The 12,437-nt window shown below is 58.8% G+C and carries 7 protein-coding genes and 2 pseudogenes; 5 read left to right on the top strand and 4 right to left on the bottom strand.

All coding sequences use genetic code 11. The features are described 5' to 3' along the window. Nucleotides 1-25 precede the first annotated feature (25 nt). From ACWPVA_RS14245 to ACWPVA_RS14225, 5 genes and pseudogenes are all read left to right on the top strand, one after another. Nucleotides 26-2,023, top strand: a complete 1,998-nt coding sequence (locus tag ACWPVA_RS14245) for an ABC transporter permease (protein ID WP_454289597.1) — start codon at nucleotides 26-28, stop codon at nucleotides 2,021-2,023. After that, entirely contained in the window at nucleotides 2,020-2,922 is a 903-nt protein-coding gene (locus tag ACWPVA_RS14240; protein ID WP_454288309.1) for a phosphotransferase, read from the top strand. The genes ACWPVA_RS14245 and ACWPVA_RS14240 overlap by 4 nt, the downstream gene beginning before the upstream one ends. Next, entirely contained in the window at nucleotides 2,919-5,360 is a 2,442-nt protein-coding gene (locus ACWPVA_RS14235; RefSeq protein WP_454288308.1) for a GcvT family protein, read from the top strand. The genes ACWPVA_RS14240 and ACWPVA_RS14235 overlap by 4 nt, the downstream gene beginning before the upstream one ends. Nucleotides 5,361-5,370: 10 nt before the next feature. After that, nucleotides 5,371-5,994 (top strand): NAD(P)/FAD-dependent oxidoreductase, encoded by a 624-nt coding sequence (locus tag ACWPVA_RS14230; protein ID WP_454288307.1) that lies wholly within the window; start codon nucleotides 5,371-5,373, stop codon nucleotides 5,992-5,994. Between the two features lie 34 nt (nucleotides 5,995-6,028). After that, nucleotides 6,029-6,841, top strand: a pseudogene (locus ACWPVA_RS14225) (transposase); the annotation flags it as partial. A gap of 211 nt (nucleotides 6,842-7,052) precedes the next feature. Here ACWPVA_RS14225 and ACWPVA_RS14220 read toward each other — a convergent pair. From ACWPVA_RS14220 to ACWPVA_RS14205, 4 genes and pseudogenes are all read right to left on the bottom strand, one after another. Further along, nucleotides 7,053-7,987 (bottom strand): annotated as a pseudogene (locus ACWPVA_RS14220) (transposase); the annotation flags it as partial. A 473-nt stretch (nucleotides 7,988-8,460) separates the two neighbouring features. Beyond that, nucleotides 8,461-9,450, bottom strand: coding sequence for a DMT family transporter (locus tag ACWPVA_RS14215; RefSeq protein ID WP_454288306.1), 990 nt, complete (start codon nucleotides 9,448-9,450; stop codon nucleotides 8,461-8,463). Then, a complete protein-coding gene (locus ACWPVA_RS14210) occupies nucleotides 9,440-10,543 on the bottom strand; it encodes an NAD/NADP octopine/nopaline dehydrogenase family protein (RefSeq protein WP_454288305.1) in 1,104 nt (367 codons plus the stop codon). The genes ACWPVA_RS14215 and ACWPVA_RS14210 overlap by 11 nt, the downstream gene beginning before the upstream one ends. A gap of 123 nt (nucleotides 10,544-10,666) precedes the next feature. After that, nucleotides 10,667-12,424: a carbamoyltransferase family protein gene (locus ACWPVA_RS14205; protein ID WP_454288304.1), complete on the bottom strand. Its 1,758-nt coding sequence runs from the start codon at nucleotides 12,422-12,424 to the stop codon at nucleotides 10,667-10,669. Nucleotides 12,425-12,437: the final 13 nt, after the last annotated feature.

The following is a 12,437-nucleotide window of genomic DNA, read 5'->3' as shown; positions in this document are numbered from 1 at the left end:
GGCATCGACCCGAAGAATCATCGGCATGTTCCGCGAGGACGAGGGTCGGTCCGGCGACGCCCGCGGGCGCCTGCTGCCGTCCATCCTGGCCCTTGCCGTGGGCGTGACTCTTCTCGGCTGGTGGCTCGGCCCGAGCCTCGACAAGTGGATGTTCGACTATCCGAAAGCCTGGCAGTTGCCCGCCGCGCGGCACATCAGCGGCTGGATGAAGTGGCTGATCGACGAGGCGCATTTCGGCCTGTTCAGCTTCACCGACCTGACCCGCTTCGTGGCCCAGGTGATCGACCTGCCATACCGCATCGTGCTGAGCCTGCTGTCGACCGGTTTGCTCGATGGCCAGGGCTCGTCCGCGATCCAGGTTCTACCGCCCGTCTCCTGGCTGGGCGTGGTGCTTGCGATCGGCCTAATGGGCTACTACGCTGGCGGACTGCGCCTCGCTCTGCTGGTCGGAGTCTGCTTCGGCTTCCTGGCCGTCTTCGGTCAGTGGCAAAGCGCCATGGTGACGCTGGCCTCGATCCTCGTCGCCGCGCCGATCGGCGTGGTCTTCGGCCTGCTGCTCGGGCTTGCCGCCTATCGCTGGTCCTGGCTGGAGCGGCTGCTGAATCCGCTGCTCGACCTCATGCAGACGATTCCGATCTTCGCCTATCTCGTGCCGATCCTGTTCTTCTTCGGCTTCGGCCCGACCGCCGCGATCGTCGGCACGCTGATCTATGCCATGCCGCCCATGGTGCGCATCACCATACTCGGCCTTCGCGCCGTGCCCTCCGAGATCGTCGATCTCGGCTACATGGTCGGCTGCACCCGGCGCCAGATGACCTGGAAGGTCATGGTGCCATCGGCTTCCGACGCGCTGATGGTCGGCGTCAATCAGGTGATCATGCTCTCGCTCAACATGGTCATCATCGCCTCGATGATCGGGGCGGGCGGCCTCGGTTTCGACGTGCTCGCAGCACTTCGCCGCCTCGACATCGGCGCCGGCATGGAGGCGGGGTTCGCCATCGTCGCGCTCGCCGTGGCGCTCGACCGCCTGAGCCAGGCCTTTGCCCGCAAGGCCGGGCAATCGCAGCCGGGAGCTACAGGAAACCTGGTCGCCCGACACCCCTATGTCGCCGCCGCGTTCGCCTTTGTGGCGGTGACGTTCGTGCTGGGTCTCGTCTGGCCGGCCGTCAGATCCTACCCGGATGCATGGGTGCTTTCGACCGGAAGCCTGTGGAACGACATCGTCGGCTGGATCAACGTGCGGTTCTTCGACACCCTCGAGGCGCTGCGCAATGCCGTGCTGCTCAACCTGCTGATCCCCTTCAAGCGCTTCCTCGGTGAACTGCCCTGGCCGGGCGTCGTTGCCGTTCTGGCGCTGCTTGGCTACCGGCTCGGGGGCCTGCGGCTGGCGCTGATTGCCGGCATCCTCTCCCTTCTCATCGCCGTGACCGGGCAGTGGGAAAAGGCGATGATCACCGTCTATCTCTGCGGCATCTCGGTCATCGTGGCCAGCCTGATCGGCATCCCGATCGGCATCCTGGCGGCTGAGCGGCAGCGCCTGTGGAAATGGCTCCAGGTGGTCCTCGATACGCTGCAGACCCTGCCGTCTTTCGTCTACCTCATGCCGGCCGTCATGCTGTTCCGGGTCGGCGATTTCACCGCGATGGTCGCCGTCGTCGCCTATTCGATCGCCCCCGCCATTCGCTACACCGCGCTTGGCATCCAGCGCGTCGATCCGAAGGTGATCGAGGCCGGCCGCGCGATGGGCTGCACCCCCTGGCAGAGCCTCACCAAGATCAAGTTGAGGCTGGCTCTGCCGGAAATCCTGCTCGGCCTCAACCAGACGATCATGTTCGCGCTTTCCATGCTGGTGATCACCGCGCTGGTCGGCACGCGCGACCTTGGCCAGGAGGTCTATATCGCCCTCACCAAGGCCGATACCGGCCGCGGGCTGGTCGCGGGGCTTGCCGTCGCCTTCATCGCCATCATTGCCGACCGCCTGATTTCCGCAGGTGCGGCCCGACTTCGGGAGCACGCCGCATGACGATGAGGGACGCAAGGATCGAAGACCGGATACAGGGATTGCCGTGCTGGAACGGCCCGATCTCCATCGAGCCGCTGCATGGTGGGTTGAGCAACGAGAGCTTCGTGGTCGCTGATGCCGGCGGTCGCCATGTCGTCCGCTTCGGTGTCGACTATCCGTTCCACCATGTCTCCCGCGATCGTGAGGCGATGACGGCGCAGGCCGCCCACGCCGCAGGCTTTGCCCCGCGCGTCGAATATGCCGCGCCGGGGATCATGGTTACGCAGTTCCTGGCAGCAAAGACACTGTCCGGTGCGGACGTCGCCGCCAAGCGCCGCCGCATCGCCCGGCTGCTCCGGCGCTTCCACACCGAGATGCCACGGCATGTCTCCGGGCCGGGCTTCATGTTCTGGGCCTTCCACGTCATCCGCGACTATGCGCGCACACTGGCGGCCGGCGGCAGCCGCATGACGGCCGAACTGCCCCGCTATCTGGCGCTGGCCCACGAACTGGAGGCGGTCCAGATCCCCCTGCCGATCGTCTTTGGCCACAACGACCTTCTGCCGTCGAACATTCTCGATGACGGCGACCGCCTCTGGCTGATCGACTTCGAATATGCGGGCTTTTCCACCGCGATGTTCGACCTTGCCGGCGCGACCTCCAATGCGGGGCTGACGCCGGAGCAATCGGAAGAATTCCTCGAGAGCTATCTCGACGGCGCGCCATCGGCCGGCATGCGCCGCTCCATGGCCGCCATGCAATGCGCCTCGCTTTTGCGCGAGGCGATGTGGAGCATGGTCTCCGAACTCTACCTCGACGCGCCCGGGGCCGACTATGTCGGATACACGGCGGACAATCTGAAGCGCCTCGAAGAAGCGCTCGATCACTATCACACGATCTACGGGAAACACGCATCATGACCTTACCCTCCCACGCCCAAATCGTCGTCATCGGCGGCGGCATCATCGGCTGCTCCACCGCCTATCATCTCGCCCGCGACCACAAGGCGGACGTGATCCTGCTGGAGCAGGGAGGCCTGACATCCGGCTCGACCTGGCACGCGGCGGGGCTCGTCGGCCAGTTGCGCTCGTCCGCCTCGATCACCCGGGTGCTCAAATATTCGGTCGACCTCTATAAGGGGCTGGAGGCCGAGACCGGGCTTGCCACCGGCTGGAAGATGACGGGTTGCCTGAGGCTCGCGACCAACCAGGACCGCTGGACCGAATTCAAGCGGCTGGCCACCACCGCCGGCAGCTTCGGCATGGACATGCATCTCGTCTCGCCGGAAGAGGTGAAGCGCATGTGGCCGCTGATGAATGTCGACGATCTGGTCGGCGCCAGCTGGCTACCGACCGACGGCCAGGCGAGCCCCTCCGACATCACCCAATCGCTCGCCCGCGGCGCCCGCATGCATGGGGCGAAGATCGTCGAGAATGTTCGCGTCACCGGCTTCGAGATGAAGGACGGACGCATTCTCAAGGTGAAGACGACGCTCGGCGACATCGCCTGCGAGAAGGTGGTCAACTGCGCCGGCCAGTGGGCGCGGCAGGTGGGCGACATGGCCGGCATCAACGTGCCGCTGCAGCCGGTTAAGCATCAGTACATCATCACCGAAAAGATCGAGGGCCTTTCGACCGACGCCCCGACCATCCGCGACCCGGACCGGCGGACCTATTTCAAGGAAGAGGTCGGCGGCCTCGTCATGGGCGGCTATGAGCCGAACCCTCAGCCCTGGACCACCGGCGACGTGCCGAACGAATGGGCGTTCAGACTGTTCGACGACGATTTCGACCATTTCGAACAGCATATGATGCAGGCCATAGAACGCATTCCGGCGCTCGAGAAGGTCGGCGTCAAGCAGATGATCAACGGGCCGGAGAGCTTCACCCCGGACGGCAACTTCATCCTCGGCGTGGCTCCGGAATGCAAGAACATGTTCGTCGGCGCCGGCTTCAACGCCTTCGGCATCGCGTCGGGCGGTGGCGCCGGCTGGGTGCTGGCGCAATGGGTCGTCGACGGCGAGGCGCCGCTCGATCTCTGGGTGGTCGACATCCGACGCTTCGCCGGCATGCATCGCGACCGTCAGTGGGTGCTCGACCGCACGCTGGAAGCCTATGGCAAGCACTACACGATCGGCTTTCCGCATGAGGAATATGAAAGCGGCCGGCCGCGTCTCGTCTCGCCGCTTTATGAGCGGCTGAAGAGCCGTGGCGCCGTGTTCGGCTCGAAGCTCGGCTGGGAGCGCCCCAACTGGTTCGCCCCTCCCGGCACCGAGCCGAAGGACGTCTATTCGATGGGCCGGCAGAACTGGTTCGGACCGGTCGGCGAGGAGCACGCCCATGTCCGCGAGGCGGTCGGCGTCTTCGACCAGTCCTCCTTCTCGAAATACGAACTATCCGGTCCCGATGCCCTCAAGGCCTTGGACTGGATCTGCGCCAACGACGTATCCAAGCCCGTCGGCCGGCTGACCTACACCCAGCTCCTCAACACCCGCGGCGGTATCGAGGCGGATCTGACCGTGGCGCGGATCGCCGAGGACCGGTTCTACATCGTCACCGGCACGGGCTTCCGCACCCATGATTTCGGCTGGATCGTCGACCACATTCCCGCCGGCCTCGACTGCAGCTTTGTCGACATTACCGAGGACTGGGGCACGCTGTCGCTGATGGGCCCCAAGGCCCGTGCGGTGCTTGCCGCCGTCACCACCGCCGACGTGTCGAACGAGGCCTTCCCCTTCGGCCATGTGCGGGAGATCGCCATTGCCGGCACGACGGTGCGGGCGCTACGCGTCACCTATGTCGGCGAACTCGGCTGGGAACTGCACATTCCGATCGCCGCTCTCGGCGCGGTTTTCGATGCGCTGATGGCAGCCGGCAAGGCGCATGACATCCGCCCGATCGGCTACCGGGCGCTGGAATCGCTGCGGCTGGAAAAGGGCTACCGCGCCTGGGGCTCCGACATCACGCCCAATGACACGCCCTTCGAGGCGGGCCTCGGCTGGGCGGTGAAGCTGCGCAAGAACACCGATTTCCTCGGTCGCCGGACGCTCGAGGGGCTCCAGGGACAGACGCTGACCAAACGCCTGATGGGCTTCACGGTCGACGATCCCGAGATCGTCCTGGTCGGCCGCGAGACGATCCTGAGGAATGGCGAACCCGTCGGTTACCTGACCAGCGGCGGCTTCGGCTATACGCTCGGCAAGAACATCGGCTTCGGTTACGTCCGCAATCCGGCCGGCGTGACGGACGACTATCTCGCCAGCGGAACCTACGAACTCGTCGTTGCGGCGGAAAAGACGCCGGCGACCCTTCACTTCGGGCCGATGTTCGACCCGGCCATGGACAAGATCAAGGCCTGAGGACTTGAAGATGACATTCCGCGCGGATCGCCATGTGCATATTCTGATCATCGGCGGCGGGGCCATCGGCACCTCCGTCGCCTACCATCTTGCCCGTGACGGGGCAAAGGACGTGCTGCTGGTGGAAAAGGCCATGCTGACCCATGGCTGCACCTGGCATGCGGCGGGCCTGGTCGGGCAATTGCGCGGCAAGCGCAACCTGACCCGGCTGATGAAGAATTCGGTCTACGTCTTCGACCGGCTGGAGGCGGAAACCGGCCAGCACATCGCCTGGAAGAAGGTCGGCTCGCTGCGCCTGGCCGGCAGCCCCGAGCGGTGGAGCGAGATCCGGCGTTCGATGACCCAGGCCAAGAGCTTCGGCGTCGAATGCCATTCGCTGTCGGCCGATGAGGCAGCCGCGCGCTTCCCCTACATCATCAGGGACGGCATCGAGGGGGCGGTCTTCATTCCCGGCGACGGCTATATCGATCCCTATTCGCTCACCATGGCCTATGCCAAGGGCGCCCGCATGTTCGGCGCGAAGATCGAGGAAGGCGTCTGCGTCGAGGAGGTCGTCATCCACAACCGCCGCGCTTTCGGCGTCGTCACCAATGGCGGGGTAATCCCCCCGGTAAATAACGGGCTTCAAAAGTAGAATTTTCTCGGGCTTTATGATCGAGGAGATTTTGATGAAGACGAGCAGATTTACCGAACCACAAATCCTGCCATCCTGCGCCAGGCAGAAGGCGGCATTCCTGTGCCGGAGTTATGCCGGGAACACGGGATGAGCACTGCTAGCTTTTGCAAGTGACGTTCGAAGTATGGCGGCATGGACGCCTCGATGATCCGCCAGATGAAGGCTCTGGAGGGTGGGAACCGGCGGCTGAAGAAGATGTATGCCGAGATGATCATGCAGGCAGCACTGCTGAAGGAAGCCTTGGGAAGAAATAACACGGCCGTCTCAACGCCGAGAGATGGCCGGGAAAGCAGTGGCGTTGTACGGGGTGAGCATTGCGCTTGCCTGCCGGACCTTCGAGGTCAGCGAGACCTGCTATCGTTACAGCGCCAAGCTGAACGACGAGAACGAGCAGATCGCCGATCTCCTCATCGGACTGACGCGGGCAAAGAAGACCTGGGGCTTTGGCCTGTGCTTCCTTTACCGGCGGAATGTCCGAGGACATCGCTGGAACCACAAGCGTGTATACCGCATCTACCGCGAGCTGGAGTTGAACCTCAGGATCAAGCCACGCCAGCGTTTGAAGCGGGACAAGCCCGACGCTCTGACTGTGCCGGATGAGCCGAACCTGGTCTGGTCCATGGATTTCATGGCGGATCGTTTGGAGGATGGTCGGCAATTCCGGCTGTTGAATGTCTTGGACGACTTCAACCGCGAGGGGCTGGGCATCGAAGTAGACTTTTCGCGGCCCGCTGAACGTGTGATCCGAAGCCTGAACCAGATGATCGAATGGCGAGGCAGACCATTCGCCATTCGTGTGGATAACGTCCTAGCTCGGGAACAAAACGCGGTTTAGGGCGTCAGGTCACGGGGCATCCGAGGGACCGGATACGTGTTGAATAGTTACCCAGGCGGGCTCCGCCGTCAAGAAGTGGTCTCTTCCATAGCAAATACAGGGTCGGCCTGGTTGCCGCCCTCACCGTCCTTAAGACGAGATCCTAAATCCTAAGCGGAAGGCCCGAACATTATCTACGAGGTCAGGAAGCTGCCTCCACGGCTCTACAGAGAGGGGTCCTTCCGCCTGGGCTCGTCCCCTCGAAGGAGGGACGATAGGGTTCGCCGGATTTGATCACGGCGTGAATGGTGCGTGCCATCTTTGCGGCGATGGCGGTGTAGGCCTTGCGGCGCAAATCCGGGTTGTGACGATCTTGCGCGATGTAGCGCTCAAACTTGTCGCGGAAGCTGTTGGCCTTCTTCAGTACCGCCGTCTGCCCTGCCAGCCATAAAGTGCGCCGCAGGCGAGCATTGCCGCACTTGGATATCTTGCTTCGACCGCGAAACATGCCGGACTGGACTGTAGCCAGAACCATGCCGCAGAACTTCAGAAACTGACGGTGATGATGGCAGCGGCGCAGATCGCCCGTCTCGGCGAGTATGGTCAGGGCATTGATTGGCCCGATGCCGGGAATGGTGCGCAGCAATTGATAATCGGGCCGATCGCCCAGCAATTCGACTGCCCTGTCTTCGATGGCGTTGCGCTGCCGGATCAGGCTTCGTCCTTCGGCCAGCATCATGCGGAACATGCGGATGGCGTCTGAATTTGGCGACACGGGCAATCCTGCTGATGCCTTTGCTGTCTCGTAAATATCTGACAACAAGAGAGACTTCTCCACTTTCCGCCAACCACTTCCCATGCGGTCTTGATGAACTCGTCCTTCGTCATGACCGTGATCATATGTGGTGATGGAAACATCTCTAGGAAGGCCAAGAACCAATCGGTGCGTGAACTGCGGTGGAAACGGTCAGCTTCCGAAAAGTAGAGCGGCAGGTAGTGGGTCAGGATACGGTGCCACAGCTCGGTTTTGGCCCGCGACACGGCATCATGGGTCTTGGACAATTCCTGAATGTCGTTCGTGCCAGCTACCATCGGGTCCTGGAAGATCTGCACAGCACCGATCTGCAGCATGTGCAAGTGAGCTGCGAGGGGCCGGGACGCAGATGTTGAGTGAAATCGCTCATCTTCAGGCCGCCTGATCATAGTCCTCACGGTCCTGCCTTGATCCGACACCCATAAGTTTACAGTGCCGGAGATTTCAATTCGTGTGGCGATAACTTCTTTCGCCAGGCATAGATCTGCTTGCGGAAGGACGTCGTGCCGGCGTGCTACATCCGAAACGGTACCATCTACGCCGAAAGCTTCTGCAATATCGAAAGCTTCAGTTCTGTGGCCCATCGACGTTGTCGCTTGGCACCCGTCAGGATCTCAACCTTGGCCATACATACCCTGTTGCGTCACAAATGAATCATCTGTGTCGTAACTTGCGCTAGTTCCCCACCTAACCAAAACTGGCTCACCGGACGCTCACGGTATTACAGCATCCGACCGCGGCTTTGGATTGGCCTGCAAAAGCGTTCTGAGCAGTCTCAGCGCCGAGCGTTTCTGAGTCAGTCCACAGATTGGAGGCGGCCAATATCTTTCGCTTCTACACTCGGAGAAGTGGATCGAATTATAGCAAGGACAGTTCCGCCAACGGCCAGGATACATGATCCTACGATCACGGGAACTGTTGGAACTTCGTTGAAGAATATATATCCAATCAATGCTGTAAATATCAGCCAACTGTAATCGACTGGGGCAACGATCGACAATGCAGCTAATTTATATCCTCGAACTATGCAATATTGTGCAGAAATAGCAACAACGCCAAGAATAAGGTATGGAAATGAATTAATCAATGAAATGCCTGTCCAAGACATAGCGGCAAAAGCTCCTGTTATGAACAGCCCAAATGCGTTCGTATACAACAGAACCGTGAGTGGTTTATCGACATATGAAAGAACTTTAATCATGAACCCTTCAAGGGCGAGAAGAGCTGCTCCCAGTATCGCAACCGCTGCTGGAATAGTATACGCAGCATCTATGGACGAAAAAGCCCCACGGGAAAGCATTATTATCGCGGTACCTCCTCCACAAAGGGTGATCCCGAAAAGATGTTGTCGTGTGATCTTATCGCTCAGAAAGATTACGCCGAGAGGTACAATGAAAACAACATAGAGCAGTCCTAATGCGGTGGCATCGACGATTGGCATGTTAGCAGATGCGAACATGATGGCTCCTGCGCCCGTGGCACCAAAGCCTGCTCTGAGAAAATAGAGGAACGGCTTTGAACTATGATAGGAGCGCAGTCCACCGGAGACAGAAGCTATCAAGAAAAGAGATAAAAGACCGCCAATGTATCTAAAGAACAATATCTGAAATGTTGAAATACTTCCGTCTGCAAATTTAGCTGATGAAAATATTATTGCGAACAGTCCGGTTCCTACCGTGACCCATGAAATGGCTTTTGCATTTGACCATCGGTTTTCTATGTGGATTTCTTGATTGTTCTGATTAATTTTGTCAGACATAGTATTGCCCATATATTTATGCCGCATGCGTCTGCCTGTTTCCTGCCGTAAAAGTTCCTCCTTTTATTATGCGGACAATATCTTCTATCGAGAGATTTTCAATTTTCAATTTTCTCGCGTTCCTCCCGTGGAGGAAATAATTCTCATTGTTGATGATTGATGAAAACTCGATGATGCTTCTCATGGTAGGTGCTTGTATGCCTGCCACTCGGCCAAGCTCGTGCCATGGCACCATGATGAACGGCACATCCTCAGTGATGTACCTTTCTGCCATGCTGCTGGGTGTGTTCTTTGTCCTATTGTGGACAGCGCTATGACAGGCAAAATCTGAGAAACTTTTGTATTCGCCGCCATAGAAGCTGATCATCTCGCTCAGCAAGGTTTGCGGGCGGTATCCAAAAGCATTGGCGATAGCCAGTCGCTCCTGATCTACAGATTCAATGATTCGTCCGACCGATGTCGAAATTCCATCTTTGTAAAAATAAAAATCGCCTTTGGTAAGCTCTATACGGGCGGTATTCAATATTGTGGTAGCGGGGTGGAAAACACCATTGTTTGATTGGAGTCCAACATCCAATACATTGTCTTGCCACTCGAGCGACATGGAAAAAACGCTAGCGACTGCGTTCCGGTCGTCAGCTGATATGTCAGCTGGATAAGCTGCAATTTGTAAGTTTTTCTTGATCCCGAGAACCAGGATTTCCCCATCTACGAACCGCGACGCGTAAGGAGCGGCATTTGTTTCAAGGATCAAACGAGCATTGAGCTCGTTCATGTATGCAAGTGAGAAGAAGTTCGCACTTATGACAACAAGGACATGGTCACTTAGGTCAAATGACTTTAGTTCGTTAACAATTGTGTCGTGCCCGAATGATGGTGTCGTAATGATGAGGCATTTCGAGAATTTGACGGCTTCCGCGATGTTCTGAGTTAACCTTGGCTTAAATTGCCCCTCGATCTGCATCGCCGAATTTAAGTAGCCTTGCTGCGCTATCGCATTGAGGTTTCGCGCATGTTCTGGATGAGCGTAAAGCAGCACCCCCAGGCCACGCGACAGTGTATCAACCGCAAGAGCACAACCGCAGTGGCCGGTACCAATAATTGAAACAGAGTTAAACATCTGAGCTCTTTTCCTATAGGCATTGGTGAAGCTGTGGGAAAACCCAAGCCGCGGCTTAGATAGAATTGATAGGTTTGATGCGGCCAAGGATGTCCTCAACCGGACCGTTAGACCTTTTAGGGATCAGACGAAGTGCTCACTGCCCGCTAGTTCACGGATGTTGCTGGTCGCGCGCTCTTTAATTGGGGCTTTTTCGAGCACGAAGTCCCCGATGAATAGAGTATCAATTCCCGTCGAGTAGAAGCATCTGACGGCGTCGTAGGGGCTTGCCACTATCGGCTCATCCATGACGTTGAAGCTGGTATTGAGGATGACTGGATGACCAGATAGCTTGGAGAACTCCTCAATCAGTCGATGATATTTGGGGTTGCTATCTTTTGCTACTGTCTGGAGTCGCGCTGTATTATCGACATGAACAACAGCAGGAATTGTCGCTCTTGCTGCTTCAACGACGGGGAAAACGGTTAGCATAAACGGCACCGGCACTGTCGATTCGAAGTACTCGGTCGCGCGCTCCTCCAGCACCGAGGGTGCGAAGGGCCGGAACGCCTCCCGGTGTTTAACCTCAGCGTTGATCTTGTCCTTCATGCCTGCTTTTGTCGGATCGGCGAGAATGCTTCTACCGCCGAGGGCACGCGGACCGAACTCCATCTTGCCTTGGAACCACCCGATGATGTCGCCCTTGTGGAGGGCTCCGGCTGCCTCGGCGCAGACATCGGTGCTCCGGCGATAGCGGATCTTGGCCTGCTTCAGGAAGGCCTCGATTTCCTGGTGGGAATAGGCATCACCGATAAACGGATCGGCATGGTGGAGCTTGGCCGGTTGCTTCAGCACCTGCTTGTAAACGCAGGCCGCGGCGCCGATGGAGGTGCCGCTGTCGCCCGCCCCTGGCATGATGTAGATGTCGTCGAAATGTCCTTCCTGAAGAATGCGCCCATTGACGACGCTATTAAGCGCAACGCCCCCAGAGTGCACCAAATGACGCATACCAGTCTTTTTGGACAGCATCGCCGTGATCTTCAGGATCTTTTTTTCGAGAACGGCCTGAAATGCGGCGGCGGCGTCGCGATGGTGGTCCGCGATCGGCTCCCGGGGACTGCGCGGCGTGCCTAGCGCCGAGATCATTTTCGCGCTGCAATAGCGCCCGTTAATGGACACTGGCAACTCGAACCAAGAGGGATCGAGTCGAACCGCGCCCTCGTCATCGACATCAACCATGCCATCGACGACCTCGAAGAACCGCTTGGGATCGCCGGTCGGCGCGAGCCCCATCGTCTTGCCTTCGTCATATTCGGTCTTGAAGCCGCAGAATTCCGTAACGGCGGAATAGAAGGTGCCAAGGGAATGGGGGAAGAGGGTCTCGCTGAACTGCTCCACCGCGCCGCCTTTGGCTTGCCCCATCCACAGAGTTCGCCATTCCCCTCCTCCATCGACTGCGAGCAAGGCCGCCTCCTCCCAGGGGGAAACGAGGAACGAGCCAACAGCGTGGGAATGGTGATGGTCCACGAAATGGACGCGCGGACGTTTCTGCTTGTCCTCCGGCCAAAGCGCGTTGTACCATTTCCAAAATGTCAGATGCTTCTCGTTCTGTTCCTCGATTTCCGTGAACATGAAATCCCGGACTGCCGGTCGCAGGCTGGCCGCATATTGAATCTTCTCCGGCATCGCCACGTTCGGATTAATCGAGACGGCGATGTGGTCGAGGTCGTCGTGAGTCAGCCCGCTTTGTGCCAAGCATCTGGCAATTGCACGATAGGGAAAGACCGGGGTATGCTTCTGTCGAAGCAACCGTTCTTCTTCGATGGCGCATTTCACCATGTGGTCGGAGATCACGCAGGCAGATGTGTCATGGAATATGTAATTCAGGCCGAGAATATTCACTGTTGACTCCCTT

The sequence above is a fragment of the Rhizobium arsenicireducens genome, assembly GCF_964021225.1.
This window is presented reverse-complemented; position numbering and strand designations above follow the sequence as displayed.